Annotated in this window: 8 protein-coding genes; all 8 read right to left on the reverse strand. The window is 30.5% G+C overall.

Annotated features, from left to right (window positions below):
* Window position 1: 1 nt before the first annotated feature.
* The 8 genes from ACRHNM_RS06100 to ACRHNM_RS06135 all read right to left on the reverse strand — a co-directional run bounded on the left by ACRHNM_RS06100 (window position 2) and on the right by ACRHNM_RS06135 (window position 14,945).
* Complete coding sequence (locus tag ACRHNM_RS06100; protein WP_431134726.1) at window positions 2–1,441, reverse strand: phospholipase D family protein; 1,440 nt, start codon at window positions 1,439–1,441, stop codon at window positions 2–4.
* Window positions 1,434–2,765 carry a hypothetical protein gene (locus tag ACRHNM_RS06105; RefSeq protein ID WP_431134728.1) on the reverse strand — a complete coding sequence of 444 codons (1,332 nt, stop codon included), beginning with the start codon at window positions 2,763–2,765 and terminating at the stop codon, window positions 1,434–1,436. Before ACRHNM_RS06105 ends, ACRHNM_RS06100 begins: the two co-directional genes overlap by 8 nt.
* On the reverse strand, window positions 2,765–6,961 hold the full coding sequence (locus ACRHNM_RS06110; protein WP_431134730.1) for an AAA domain-containing protein: 4,197 nt from the start codon (window positions 6,959–6,961) through the stop codon (window positions 2,765–2,767). Before ACRHNM_RS06110 ends, ACRHNM_RS06105 begins: the two co-directional genes overlap by 1 nt.
* A 28-nt stretch (window positions 6,962–6,989) precedes the next feature.
* Window positions 6,990–9,110: a Piwi domain-containing protein gene (locus ACRHNM_RS06115; protein WP_431134731.1), complete on the reverse strand. Its 2,121-nt coding sequence runs from the start codon at window positions 9,108–9,110 to the stop codon at window positions 6,990–6,992.
* 44 nt (window positions 9,111–9,154) lie between these two features.
* Window positions 9,155–9,862 carry a hypothetical protein gene (locus tag ACRHNM_RS06120; protein WP_431134733.1) on the reverse strand — a complete coding sequence of 236 codons (708 nt, stop codon included), beginning with the start codon at window positions 9,860–9,862 and terminating at the stop codon, window positions 9,155–9,157.
* Complete coding sequence (locus ACRHNM_RS06125) at window positions 9,863–11,002, reverse strand: DUF3800 domain-containing protein (protein WP_431134735.1); 1,140 nt, start codon at window positions 11,000–11,002, stop codon at window positions 9,863–9,865.
* Entirely contained in the window at window positions 11,003–14,299 is a 3,297-nt protein-coding gene (locus ACRHNM_RS06130; RefSeq protein ID WP_431134737.1) for an Eco57I restriction-modification methylase domain-containing protein, read from the reverse strand.
* Window positions 14,300–14,645: 346 nt separating this feature from the next.
* A complete protein-coding gene (locus ACRHNM_RS06135; protein WP_431134738.1) occupies window positions 14,646–14,945 on the reverse strand; it encodes an ORF6N domain-containing protein in 300 nt (99 codons plus the stop codon).
* Between the last annotated feature and the right edge of the window lie 260 nt (window positions 14,946–15,205).

Consider the following 15,205-nt stretch of genomic DNA (forward strand, 5'->3'; position numbering starts at 1 on the left):
TTTATTCTAATATTATTTTAGCGCTTCGATATTTAAGAAGATATGATTCCAAATTATATTCCACCCTATTAAGTTGATTACCAATAGTTAAAATATTATCTTCAAAATCAGCTCCATAAGAGTATTTACCAACCTGAATTTGAGAAATTTTATTGTTTTTTAGCTTATAATAAGAAGGTAATTCATCAAGTAAATTTATTAGTTCACTATTTGATTTATGTATCTTAATTGTTATATCTTCTGGTAATTGTTTAGGCTTAATTTCTTTTAATTCACAATGGTATGCATAATAATCAAAGTACTTCCTTTTAAGAGGTGATATATTGAAAACATAAGGTGCTGTGGCTATTTGCCATTCAATAAATGCCTGCATATTTACCTTTTGATTTTTCTCTAAAACTAAACCTACTTCAAATCCATTTTTAAGACCATGCTTACCATCTATATTTGCTGTAAAAATCATACTCTTTTCTGGTGTAAGAATGCCTTTGGAATGATTATACACATCTCCATAAATTTTGCAGCCTAAATTCGCTAACAATGTACATCCTTCTATATGATCTGACCTATAATTCATTCCCCTCGAAAAAATATAAACGACATTTCCATTCTTTATTACCGATTTAACGGCATTTATGAATTCTGGTAATACATTGAGTCCAACAATACTATAAGTAGATAAATAAACATCCCCAGAACTATTTTCTATAATTTTGACTATTTCCTCATATAAAGATTGTTGATGGTCTTCGAAGGTAAATTTTAATTTTGTTTCGGATTTTAATGCTTTTGCCTTTTCTGAAATATTTTGATTACGGGAAACAATAAATTGTTTGTTAGAATTAGCTGTGATGAATCTTGTGTATGCAGTACCATTTTGAAAAATTTCATCAAAAAGGTTATCTAAATGACTTAAAGCACTTGTGTTCTCAATTAAAACACCTGTTTCTGGATTATTAGTTAAGGAAGGTGTAGTCATGTTGGCGCTTGTTAGCAACCCTTTTTTCCTATCTGAAATCAAAAACTTGGCATGAGCTGTTCTTGTAGCTCTTACATGAGCACCATTTGAGTATAATTTTTTGACTATGTCAAGATGGACTTGATTGAAATTTTCTATCATTTCCTCTTCTGATAGTAATGATGTAGAAAACTTTGATTCATCTAATTGAGTTAAAATAAAAACAGCGACATTAGTTCTTTTTAAAACATTTTCTAGTTCTGTATAAATCTCATTATCAGTAATGATAAATGAACATAGTTTTATAGATGACTTTGAGCTTCTTATTAACTCAATCACTTTTCTTTTTATTGAATTTTGATTAGGTAAGGTGATAAAAAAATCATCTCGCTCTAACCAAGGGTTATTATTTCTGTTTTCATTGAGAACAAAATAACCTCCTTTGAAGTGTCCTTTATCATTTATCGTATTTATATTATTCATTGACCAATTCTTCTATGTGCATGTGTTGATTGATATCGATTTTTTCAAGTAGTTCAAACTCTTCAAGTAAAACCAAGGCTTGTCTATAGTTTTTATACCTAAATAGTCTTTCTGTTATATGATGTACTTCCAAATTTTTATTTGTTGCATCTTCCAAAAAATTCTTTATTTCTAATAAATTATAAACGAATGGCGAATTTGTTTTAAATGAAATAAAAACTACCCAAATACCGTTATTAACTGATATTCTTTGATATTCCCTACCTCTCTCCAAATTTCTTAATATCAGACTTCGATTTGATTTTTGTTTTAAAAGTAATTCTTCAGTAATATTTATGCCAATTTCATATTTTGTGTTGATAATCTCTTCTTCAGATGAAAACTCTACGTTATATAATTTACTTAAAGCTAATTTTAAATCTTCTCTAGTTATAAATTGAAGTTTATCTTCATCATTCTCTTTATCTATTTCAACCCAGTTAGACGCAAAGGCAAATTTTTCATTCTCATTTTTATCCTTCCATGTATCTATCCTTAATTCAAGTTTTGCAATTTGATTTTTTATTTTTGATTCAAAAGACCTTATTTTTTCAGAATCCCCAACATTAGAAAAGCCATCAATAATCTCTCTATAGGGTTTGTTATCTTTAATCATTAAACCCACCAAAATAGACATAGACATTTTGGTAAAATCAATCGTTTCTATCTCTTCAAGTCCTAATGGTATTGCCCAAGACTCTCTCTCATTAACAGGAATATTAAATATATTCTCAAGAACTTTTTCTTTATTTAATGGTTCATGAACAATATTAGGTTTAAATGGCTTATATGAAATTGTTTCACCTTTTGAATTTGTATAATATGTAAACTCGTTTTCATTAAAAAATGATTTAAGATATTTTGCAGAATAAAGCTCGCTACTTAATGGCTTAAAATCAATCCCATCCAAATAAAAATTATGTTGACGCTTTTGAAGTCGTTTTTCTTTGGAAAAAATTAATATATCCCTTCCAAGCTCTGTAACATTTAACCTATTCTCACCTTCAATTAATCTTTCAGATTTCATTTGCTCAATCCTTAATTCAACACCTCTTTTTTGAACACTTAAAAATTGGGCTATATCAAGACTAGACATTTCATTATTTAAAAGAATACATTTAATAATAGCTTTATCTAATTTTTCCAATGGATCTGGTGTGCTATCCAGTATGGTTGCATGAATACAATAGATTGGATATTGTAAGTAAGCAATTGATTTTAATTCAATTCCTTCTTCATTTTTGGTTTGATAATACCTTTCTATATCTAAATTAAATAATGCCATTAACCTCTTATTAATTTTAGAGAAACTTGTTTCTTTGATTTATTCACCCTATCGATTAAAACATATAAAACCATTCCTTTTTTAAAATTTTCTTTAAAATTTTTTCTCTCTTTGTACGGTAAATTTGTAAAATGCAATAAGCCAGTTATACCTTCTTCAATTTCAACAAACAAACCATAATCAACTATATTCTCAACTTTACCGATAATCTTGTGACCACTTTTTAAACTAAAACTATCCCACGGGCTTGGTTGAGTTTGCTTTAACCCAAGTGATACCTGCTTCTTTTTTATATTATAATCTAACACCTTAACTTTAACATCCTCATTTATTTCAACTACGTCTCGCGGGTGATTTACTTTAGACCAACTTAAATCTGATATGTGAATAAGTCCATCTAGGTTACCAAGAGAGACAAATGCTCCATAACTTTCTAATCTTTTTATTCTTCCTTCTATGACGCTCCCTTTTTTATTCTTCTCCATGAAAATTTCAAAAGGTGTTTTTAAATCAGTATAATCCGTTAATTCAACAAAATTACCAATACCTTCATTTTTACTTAAGTCCACTAATCTTGAGAAAAGGCCTGTATAATTAAATAACGTGTCGTAGTGGCTACGAGGGTCAGTTAGCGTCTCTGAATTACCTACTAGAATTAATTTCTTTTTCGCTCTTGAAAATGCCACATTTAATCTTCTTGCATCATCTAAAAAGCCAACCTTTTTGTTTCTTTGATCTGGTGATGCCGCTCTCGTAAAACTGAAAACAATTACATCAAACTCCATACCTTGAAAAGAGTCTAATGTGGACACTTCAATTAAATGAGAATTATTATGGCCTTGAAGAGATTTTTTAATATGTTTTACTTGTGACTTGTATGGGGCTACAACCGCAAAGTCATTTGGTGTGAGACCTGATTCAATAAGTTTAGGTATGACCAAATTACTTATGCAATAGGCTTCAGAATCGTTTTGAGCAGAAAAACCATCAAAACTCTCATAAGGGTTTTGCGCACTTGATGTATTAATGAATACCACTTCTTTTTCGAAAGGACTTGGCAGTTGTAAACGGTTTTTATAAGTATGTTCTCCCATTTTGACCTTTCCTTCATAAAAAGAATCCGAGATAAATTCTCCAATGTGTGGATGCATTCTATGTTGATAGTTTAATAGCTCTTTATTTTCTTCTGGAAACTGTTTATTTGCAATTCTCTTTACGAGAAATTCGAAAAAAGAAGTTTTTAATGCATGCTGAATATCTTCTTTTAAAAAATTCTTGCCGTATTTAGATTTGGGAAAACTTGTTGCTTCATTCTCATCAAGTAAACTTCCGTCTATATATGGTGGCAATTGCATTTGGTCTCCTACAAGAATTACTTTTTTAGCCATCGATATAGCTGCTAATGTTTCTGAAATATTAGCTTTACCTGCTTCATCTATTATAACCGTATCAAATTTTAAATTGTATTCGTTTAATTCCTTATCTGTTCTAACACCTATACAGGTAGCAAAAGCGACATCAATGGATTTATATAAAAGAGGTTTAACTAATATTTCCTTTTCATGTGACAAATTATCCTTCCATTCAATTAAAAGGGTTTTCAAACTATCCAAATTCGAAAAGGCAGTTTTAGACAGCATTTCTAAAAACTCATAATTCTTATTTAATAATTCGTCTTTAAAGCTTTCATTATAATTTACACTATTGTCTTTTATAATAGTTTTAAGGTTATCTCTTATATCACTAAATTCAAAGTTAATATCTTGCTCCAGTAAGTGATCTATTTGATTAATATTTGTAATTAATAATTTTTCAAAATCTTCTGAATAAATCTCAATCAAATTATCTATTTGATACTGTCTCAAACTTTCTTTGATTTTTTGCTTATTACCAAGCCTAATACATGAAATGTTTTTATTATTAGAAACTTTTTCAAGCACGTTATCAACTGCAATATGAGTTTGACTAGCCACGAGTACTTTTTCCCCTTTTGCTATCAACTGCTCAACAACCTCTGCTATAACTGTTGTTTTCCCAGTACCTGGTGGTCCTTGAATTAAAAAAACATTATTATTACCAACTGCCTTTTTCACAGCTTTTACCTGATTGTTATTAGGCTGTTTTTTTTCAGTTTCCTCTAGTAGTTTATTTATATAATCTAAATCATCTTCTTTTGGAGGTTTTATTTTTTCTGGTCTTACCAAAAGTGATTCAATATGATCTAGCTTTAACTTTTTATCAAAAAAATCTCTAATCCCCTCTCGTTGAACCTGATACTGACGAAGTTCAACTTTGGGCTCAATATAAAAACCATCATCTAAAACATCTAAAGGTTTATTCAGATGTTTAAGGTGTAATTTTGTTTTATCATTAATAGTTTCAACTAGTGCATCACCAAAAATAACAAACTCTTTTTCTCTGTTTTCACGATGAGAATTTTCTTTTGTTCTAATGGACACCATTTGATTTTCATCACCATTACCTCCAAATAAGTCTTCTACATCTTTTTCTATTTCAATAGCAATATTTGTTATTGTATTTGGAATTACCTTATACCCATTTACAAATACCCTTAAGTTTTCATTGCCCTTTCTCTCTATATCTTCCTGATATTCTAAAAATTTATCGAAAATTGAGATAGAATGTCCTTCTTCCCTTAAAATAGCTCCTGATTCCTTTTTTAACCTATTAAGTGTTTCAAAAGCTAATACTTTACTTTGAATCTTTATAAAAACTTCCTTTTGATTAGATTCTAGTGGCCTTGAGCTATCAGGAGATAAAAATCGGATTTTACTATTTAAAAGAAAAGTCCCTTTATTTAGACTATTCGTTTTATCTAATGAATGCCATTTTTTAGTTCTATCCAGAGATAAATTAAATATCATGAAATTATATTCGTCTTCTTCAATAAATACATTTCCAGATAAATATATTCTTTCATTAAATAAGACCCATTCATGTTTTACAACCCCTTCGTTATTATCTACTCTGGTATTTGTTCTTACCCAATATTTTTGGTTTTCTAAAAACTTTAACGCATCCTTTTCTTTTGTACTCTCACCTAGATAAGGCAATAAAGCATTCTTAAAATCGTTTTCCCATGCTTTAGTGTTGAAACCAAAATTTACATATAAAATACTATCGATAGTAATAGCACTTGAAAACAACTTTTCATCATTTTCAAACCACCTTAAAACATTTTCTCTATCAACCTTGTTGGCTACTGAATAATAAATAGATTTTTTGAATGTTTTGATTGATTGTAAATCCGAATCTTGAGTTTGAAAATCTTCTTTTACTATTTCTACAACATCATCAAGCTCAATTGTTTCTTCAATGCCTAATTTTAAAAATTGATTGATTTCATCTCGCCCATTTAAGACAAGATTTAATGAGTCACCAATTTTAAAGGATGAACGATGGTCTACTGAAATATTTATAATACCAAAAAGGTCTAATTCTGTTTGTACAATTAGTTTATTAATTAATATTTCTTGAACTACACCTTTTAATTTTTGCCCAGATTTTAAATTTTGCCACTTTTTAGATTCTGCTGGTCTACTTAACAGGTGTTTTCTACTTACTATAACTTCTTTACCTGCTTCATTTTCTAGAACAACCACTTTTATTCTATCTCCTACTTTGAATGAAGATAATAATCTTTGAGAATTGAAAATATTCCACGATAAATTTTGAAGAGGAAGAATAGCTTTTTGATTTTGAAATAACTCAACATATACAAGTGATGGTTGAATAATCTCAATAATTTTCACATTCTGTTCAGAACCTTGTTCAATTATTGATACTAAATCTTGCTTAATTGTGTTCCTTTCTTTTATAAAATGTGTAACTATTAACTCACAATTTTCTATTGATATTTTAGTAGTTGGACGTGCTATAATATCAATACCTCTTTGATTAAAAAAGGCTATTGCCTCCTTCAAGGATATATCTAATTCTCTTAAAACTTTATTTAACCGAATATGATTAGATTGAGGTTTATCTATATTTTTTAATTTAATTGCTCTATCAAAAGTTTGTTCTGTGCCAACAATAGATTTTCTAACCAACTTAAAACTAACATTATCCCCTAACTTAAATTCTTTATAGTCTTTAAAAACATAAGATACTCTAGCATCTTCTGCATACTCAATAATGCCTAAATTGGAACTTATTTTAATTATTTTACCTTTCATTGACTTGCTGTTCATTAATAGTTAAATTTTACAAAAACCATAATTTATCTTTTGCGTGATCTGGAACCACATTTTCAAAACGTGGTGCTATTTGGGCTACCATTTCAGGATATTTGATTGTAACTGGTACATTTTGTTGGCGTAAGGATTTCCAATACAACCTACTAAACTGATATACTTGTGTTAGTAACTCTTCAATAACCTCAACATCTTCAAAAGCATCTTCATCTGGACTGCTTATTTTAATCTTTATAGGGAATGGATAACCATCGGTATCTGAATAAAAACGATCGCTTGGATAACGTGCATTGTTGAACAGTAAAAACTGATTTTCGGCAATGCGAATGTACGTACCACTTACCGGCATTAGTTTGTTATCCCAATTTAAATCGTAGGCAATGATGTCTTCAGATTCTGTTTTGTTGATGTTTAGTATGTATAGAGGCACTCCTAATTTTAGTTTGTGCATCCCTTCTATTATGGGTTTTAACTCCTCATATTTCATTTCCTTGTAAAAATGAATCACTACCTTATCTGCTTCTGCTACAGACGTAAAATCCCTAATAGCTTTTAAAATACTCCCAGCCAGTAACTCTGTTTCGTTTTGGTTGAAGTATTCAAAATTTCTAAACAAACCATTGTTTTGAAAACTAAAGGCACTTGCTATATATCTTCTGTTTTCTCCTTGATTGGTAAATGCTCCTACTCCAATCACCAATTCTTTTTTATCGGTTACTGCCAACTTCCAAGGTGCACCACCTAATTTGGCGTGGATAGCCAATGCCATATTTTGTAATGAGAATTGGAAGTTGTATTGATTTTCAATATTGACCACCATTTTTTCATAATCAACCACTTGAGTAACTATGCCTTCGTTTAAAAACAGTTCTTTAATACGGATGTAAATTTCGCGGTCGTCTGGATCTGGTGTGAATTTATCAAATGGGCTTAAATAAAATGCTGCGTATTTTATATTATCGTGGTCGAATGTTAGGCTTTCTAACTTTTCAACTATTTCTGGAATCGGGTCATTTTCATTGGTAAACTCGATAAAGTGTTCTTTAGATGTTGCTACTTTAATATTTACATACGACTCAATACCGTGAAAATATTTCTTCTTTGTGTCTGTTACAACAACACCATTTTTTAAATTACTATAAAATGACTTAATAGCTTCTTTATGTGATGTATGGTAAATAAAGAAAAACTTAATGTTTTGATTGTTTGGTCTGCGATAAGGACTTAAGATATTCATTGCCTTTTTAGGCACCAGATGGGTTTTCTTATTGCCATATTGGTCTTTACCAAACTCCAACAAACCCAAGTTGGGATTTATGTGATTAATACGATTACCAGGCACATCTATATAAGCATCTTGCTTAAACGGGAACAAGGCTTTAAATTCTTCTGTAAACAAATACTTTTCTGTAAAATTGGTAATAAGCGTTACATATTTTTGGTATTTGTTTTTTGGTCTTTCTGGTTCTTCAATTGGAATGTTTATCGCTCTTGCCAATTGTAAATTGAATATAGGAAAGGCTTGACTAAAATCTATGCTGTTGTAAAACTCTTCTTTATCCTCTGTATCAAGGTCCATTTGATAATTGAATGTTTTTTGACCATACACGCAACGTTTAATAAATTCTGTTTCCTCAATATCCTGAACTGACTTTGTTAGCACTTTTGACGTACCATCATAGGACACTATTAGCTCTGGTAAGTCTGTAAGTTTTGCAAACTGTATCTTAAATGAAAATTTATAAAAGAGGTTATAGTCTGCTGTGTTACCGTTTTTTGAAGGTATCCACACTTGTACATCACGCACAAAGTTTTTGACTACGATATAGCCCTTTTCTAAAAAATAGGTTTTTAATTGGTGTTTAAGGAATTGCTTGTAAATGCGTAGTTCTTTACCTTTTGTCAAGTCTATTTTAATGCTTGGTGCATTGGGTATTTCTTGAGTAAACGTAGTGTAAATATGTTCTACTTGAGATAAATCTGTATCAGGAAACGCCTCTTTAATCTGCTTTGAAAACTTTGACCAATGAATTGGATGGCTTTCTTCTATATCCTCCAATGATAAGTATATGGTAGGTGTACTACTTGGCCATTTAAAATTGAGTATGTTGGTTTTTAAGTGTTCTTGCATAAATAATGAGGTGTTTGTTTTTACATATAGCGAGTAATTATAGGTTATAAATAGACATCGTACTTTTCAAGTTTTTCAAATAGACCTAAAATATTTTCAATGATTTCGTTAATAAAATTCTTTTTATCAAATACCAAGTGGTAATAAACTATGTCCCTATCTTTCTCCAATAAAATATATCTTCCTTTAGAAAAGGATTTTAGCGTCTTATATTTACTAATTTCATCACCAAAGACTGTACTGTTATTGTGTACAATACAATTTCTAACTCTCCTTAAATTATTTATATATGACCAATGAGGTTCTAATTTTTTAATATCAACTTTAGCAGCTCTTGTTAAAAACAACTTTGCCTTTTCAAATTCACTATTACCACGTAAATCATCTAAACCAAACTCTTTATCGTGCATTAAACAATAAGAGTTACACACGTCTTGAATAGTCCGTTCTATAAAAGAGAACAATTGTGTAATCATTGAAGCTCTGAAACTTTGTACAAAATCCCTATCAATCTCGATTACCTTTTCAACCAAAGTATCTTGTAAATGGTTTAAATATTCATCGGCATACTTTTTAGGTTCAGCTTCAATCTTTGCCATTATTTCAGAATACTCCTTTTCGTGATTGGTTAAGGAATTGTCAAAATGGTCTTCGACAAACTTTGCATAATTGCGAAAGGTTTGTAACTCCAAGTCTAAAAAGAAGATATTGTTATCTTTTCTGAAATTTGATAATGCGTTTACTCTTGACATCTATTTAATACTCAAAGTTTCTACTAAATTTTTAAGTTCTTCCATATCTGATAATGGAATAAAATCTCCAACTGTTTTATTGGCAAAAACACCATTTGCTATTTCAATCTTTTTTAACATTGGTAAGATATAATTAAGGTAATGGGTAAAATAGGTATGAACATCTGATTTATTTACAGCTAACTTATATCCACTTGTACTCGATGATGAAACTATAATTATTCCCTTAAACCTTAATTCTTTAACAATTATGCGTAAATTTTCAATTGAAAGCTCTTTACCAGTATAATATTTTAATGCATTAGTAATTTCATATGTTTGAGCATACTTAAATGGAAGAACTTTTTGGTGCCAGAGCAAATAATCAAGTACAGCTTTCGAAATATCATCAGCAATTTCATCATAAATCTTAATCGCGTCATTACGAACAATTTCATAAACTTCTGAATCTATTTGCTTTTCAGGATTCACAACAAAGGTTTTATTGGCGACCTTATCAGGGAAGAAAGTTATATTAGGTGTGATTGGTTTTAAAGTGTAAAATATATCCTCACTATTATTGGATATAAATGAAGCATTAAAAACTCTACCATAAGACCCAGCTATTAAATCGGCCAATTGAATAAGAGGTTCTTCTTTATCATCTGAAATATGATATTGTTCAAAAAAATTGTTTTGATAATTTTGTTGGATATAATTTTTTAGTTCGCTGCTATATTTTTCGCTAATCAAATTATCCATAAAAATCTCAAACTCGGAAAAGTTATTGTTGATTTGAGAAACAAAAATCCCTCTAAAATATTTGTAGAAGACCTCTTTAAATCTTAAACCTCCTGTGTCCTTTGATAACTTTTCCTTATCAACAACAAGTAGATAAATAATGAAGTTTAGATTTTTAATCAAATACTCTAAAATTTCAATTCTTTTCTTTTCATCCTTTAGAACTTTTGAATTTGATTTAATAGGGTTGCCATAAAAAAAGTTCACACTTATACTATCTCGTACTTCTCTTGCCTTGTCTAAATTCGATTCTTTTACTACAATTGCAGCATAAACAAAATGTGTAATGTTCTTTACATCATTTTGATTTAATGTAGAAGTACCAAACTCATCCCCAAATATGTAAACTTTCTCACTCATCTAACTGTTCTCCACTATTTCTCGTTCCTCTTGTGTTAAGCCATACAATTCATACACCATATCATCGATTTCCTTTTCTGTTTGGTTGATTTGGGTTTGTAATGCTTGGGCTTTTTTCTTGTTATCCTCAAAAAGTTCTAACCACTCAAACTCGTCTTTTTTGGTAAGCGATGTGCCACCTGCTTTTTTAATGGCTTTGTTGAGCTCTTTTATAAAGTCTGCAAAGTCTAACTCGTGCCAGTTTTCGAGTTTTCCTGATAACTTTTCTAAATTAAATTTGATACAGAAATATTTTCTAAAGGAATCTTGAACTTTATTACTACTATCATTTAGTTCAATTAGATTATTGCTTAATTTCGATAATTCGGAATCAATATCTTTAAACTTGTTGGAAATTGGTATGGTTGTTATTTTATCTCTTCTAAAATCATAAAAACCACCTTGTAATGTTGTACAAACATTCTTTAAATAGAAAAACACCAATTTGGAATTTAAAAGAGCTAATAATGCTTTAGAATCTGTTGAGATAAAAAAGTTATTGTCCAACAAGAAAACTTCTCCTTTTTCATCAAAATAAAAATTACCTCTATTGTTAATTCTTGGATAGATTATTTTTGGTTGTTGCATTTCTTCATAGTATGCACACGCTCTTAAATTCCAATAATTTTCGCCTTGGTCGTATCTTTTTATTAAAGCATCCTTGTAGTTATCTAACTCTTCTTGGATATCAGGATATAGATTTGGTATATCATCATCATACCCAGTAAACAACAAGTATTTATCTTGAAAATTAAAATGATTTCTTTTTACTTCTTTTCCTGTTGCTAAAACTTTAATTCTTTCAGCATTTTTAGAGTTTTTAGCTATTAATTCTTTTCGCTTTTCTCCATCAACTATAAACGCTTCATTTCTTCCAGTTGTTAAACCTCTATAAATTTTCTTGTTGACATATTTACCTAATTCAATGGAATCGTTTGCTAATTTGTTTAATATTTCAAATGAAGTTACATCAATAAAGTTCCACATATCTTCAGTTAATGATTCATAAGGAACAATAACTTTATTAGTTTCAAGCGTATTTATGGGGTCAGAGCTACTTGTTCTTTTATTGATTTCAGAATACACAAACGACTTTTTGTTATCTTCTTTATTCTTGTTCAAGACATAGATAATTGGATAGGTAGTAGCATCTGCAAAAACAGGGTAATCATCAAAATCAAAAAGTAATTCTAAATTGGATTCTTCTTTAATCACTTTTCGTATTTGTTTACCATAAGTGGCTTTTAAGAACTTGTTTGGTAAAATGAATGAAAATAGTCCTCTTTCATTCATTAAATTAATCCCTTTTTCAATAAAATATGTGTATAAATCGGCAACACTATTATAGCATTTATAATGTTTTTCTAAATATGGCTTAATATCCTTAAACAGTTCTTGTCTTACATAAGGCGGATTCCCAATTATTACATCAAAACCACCTTTATCAAATATCTGTGGAAATTCTTGTTGCCAATTAAAGGCTTTATCTCCTGCAACGGTTTTGCTATCAATTAATGAGTTACCACATTTAATGTTGTTGCTTAAATCGTTGAGTTTTCGTCGTGGTTGTGCGGTGCGTAACCAAAGCGATAGTTTGGCAATTTCTACAGATTCTTCATTAAGGTCTACGCCATAAATATTGTTTTCTAAAATGGTGTTTTCTATATCGCTTAATATAAGGCCACCACCTAATACTTTTGCTTTTAGCTCATCGATGTAACGGTGTTCTTTAATGAGAAAATCCAAAGCTTGGTTTAAAAATGCTCCAGAGCCACAAGCAGGGTCGCATATAGTGATTTGTAGTAACCACGCTCTGTAATTATCTAAAACCTCTAATAGTTGTTTTTTGGTGTTTTGATGTGTTCCCTTTTTTATCTCGAAATAGGCTTCTTCTTTAAAACCTAATTGGTCTTTTTTCTCTTGGCACAATTTACCAACGGTATTTTCTACAATGTATTTGGTAATGTATTTGGGTGTGTAGAACACGCCATCTTTTTTACGCTTACTCTTTTGCTTATCGAACTCGCCACCTTCAATTTCGGCATTAACGCTTTCTATTTCGTTGAGTGAGTTTTCAAAAATGTGACCTAAAATATTGACATCTACTTGACTACTAAAATCGTATTTAGCGAGTTTATAAGTGTGTTTGTACAGCAAATCATCATCAATCTCTAAACTATCGAGAATGGCATCCGGTTTAAACAATCCGCCATTATAGGCATAAATTTCGGCTCTTGAGGTTGTGCCTTTTCTACCTTCATCCAAGAAATGAAAATATTGTTTAAAGAGGTTATACAATGGACGTTCATCACCAAAATCGATATCAGCTTTCCACTTGTCCAGAATTTGGATGGTAGAGTTTGGTGGTAAAAGGTCTCTATCTTCAGCAAAGAAAATGAATAGAAAACGATCTATGAGCTTCTGTGATTTTTTAAATAGGGATAGTTTGACGTTTTTTTCGAGGGATTTTAGGTCGTCTACTTCTCGATACGATTCACTTTGTGAATCACTCGAAGTGACGATAGTATCAAGAGATTGCTTCGTCGTACCTCCTCGCAATGACCCCTCGACTCCGCTCGGGGCAGGCTTTTCGGATTTAATGCGTTTGGTATTTCGTTTTACGAGGTCTCTAAAGAGTTCGCGTTTAAATACGGAATAGTCGTTGTAAAACTGTTTGGTAATCTTGTCTTCCTCAACTAAAGAGGCTTCTTTTATTGTTAGCGGTAGATTGTTAAGAATGTTATCCTTTTGTAAGCATAGGTACATTAAAGCAAATTCTTCGGGTGCTAACTGAAATAGGTTAAATTCCAAAAACTCGGTAGCATCGTTGATGTAAAATCGCAACTTCTCAAAATTGGATGTGATGACATACACACAACCCTTTTGGTTGGCTTTATAATCGAATGCCTGTTTGCGGATGCTTTCTAAATCTTTGGTATTGGTTCCCTTTAGTTCAATTACGCCAATTGCTTTAGCTTCCTTTAAAATAGCTCCATCTGCTTTACCTGCGCCTTTTTGGTTTTTAAACTCGGTAGTGATATTAAAATCAGGCTTTGGATTTAGCGTATAACCCAAGACATTTACAAACAGCTCATCCAGAAACTTTGCCTGGTACTGTTCTTCTTTAGAGTTTTTAATATTCTCTTGAATGGTAGCATTATGAAAATACTTGGTATATTTTTTATAGGCACGCTCTATTATTGAATTATCTTGTTGCGCCAGATATGTTTTTATTACTGATGTTTGAAATAATGCCATTTACTCTTTGTTCTTTGTTTTGAAGCCTATAGGTTTACGGTTTGATTGATTGATTTGTTGTTGATCTTTATTTAATAAGTAATGTAATGCCTGATTGATGTCTTTGAATTTAGTATTCATTTGCTCATACATTTTATATTATAAATTTTTGTATTCGCGAATCTCGCATATATTGAATATTAAAATACTTTTTATCCACTTGTTGTAATTTCTTTTTAACTAATAGACATTGAAAATAAAAATGGTCGATTTCTTTTTCTAAAACAGCAATGGCTTCTTTAAGGTCTTTGTAATCTGCTAAATGTTGACGCAATACCACAAATGCCCTGATAATAGATATGTTTACCTAAACTGCTTTTTTACTTTTCAATACACTTGATAACATAGCTACACCTTGCTCTGTAAAAGCAAAGGGCATATAACGTCTGCCTCCATGACTTGAGATCACATTTTGTGATGTCAAGTTATCATACTCTTCCTTGGAAAGTTCAAACATGAAGTCATCCGGAAATCTATCGAGATTTCTTCTTACAGCTTGTTTAAGGACTCTGGTTTCAACCTCATACAACTCTGCAAGGTCGAAATCGAGCATTACACGCTCACCATGTATCTGATAGATTTTATTTTGAATAATTTGTAATTGCATTCCATATTATATTTAAAAAATCGCATGACAATACATGGCAATGCTAGTAACATTGCACAAGTTGCTATACATTAATCTGTCTTTAGGGAGACTTTAATTCCTTAAAAATAAGAAAAGAAAACAAAGAACCCTTAAAGGAAAACAGAAATTTAAAGGTAGTTTTTAACAATTGGTTTTTGATACGGTTTTCCGTAAATCTTTTACAGTTTTGCATGAATTTACAGGAGCTGAATAAAGCCCTTTATATGAGTTTGTTACTC

The sequence above is a fragment of the Psychroserpens mesophilus genome, from assembly GCF_050617655.1.
GTDB lineage: Bacteria > Bacteroidota > Bacteroidia > Flavobacteriales > Flavobacteriaceae > Psychroserpens > Psychroserpens mesophilus_A.

What these genes read in the sequence shown, in the direction of transcription:
- ACRHNM_RS06125 (WP_431134735.1), bottom strand. Translation starts at nt 11,002, where the DNA reads ATGAGTGAGAAAGTTTACATATTTGGGGATGAGTTTGGTACTTCTACA.
- ACRHNM_RS06100 (WP_431134726.1), bottom strand. Translation starts at nt 1,441, where the DNA reads ATGAATAATATAAATACGATAAATGATAAAGGACACTTCAAAGGAGGT.
- ACRHNM_RS06130 (WP_431134737.1), bottom strand. Translation starts at nt 14,299, where the DNA reads ATGGCATTATTTCAAACATCAGTAATAAAAACATATCTGGCGCAACAA.
- ACRHNM_RS06105 (WP_431134728.1), bottom strand. Translation starts at nt 2,765, where the DNA reads ATGGCATTATTTAATTTAGATATAGAAAGGTATTATCAAACCAAAAAT.
- ACRHNM_RS06110 (WP_431134730.1), bottom strand. Translation starts at nt 6,961, where the DNA reads ATGAAAGGTAAAATAATTAAAATAAGTTCCAATTTAGGCATTATTGAG.
- ACRHNM_RS06135 (WP_431134738.1), bottom strand. Translation starts at nt 14,945, where the DNA reads ATGCAATTACAAATTATTCAAAATAAAATCTATCAGATACATGGTGAG.
- ACRHNM_RS06115 (WP_431134731.1), bottom strand. Translation starts at nt 9,110, where the DNA reads ATGCAAGAACACTTAAAAACCAACATACTCAATTTTAAATGGCCAAGT.
- ACRHNM_RS06120 (WP_431134733.1), bottom strand. Translation starts at nt 9,862, where the DNA reads ATGTCAAGAGTAAACGCATTATCAAATTTCAGAAAAGATAACAATATC.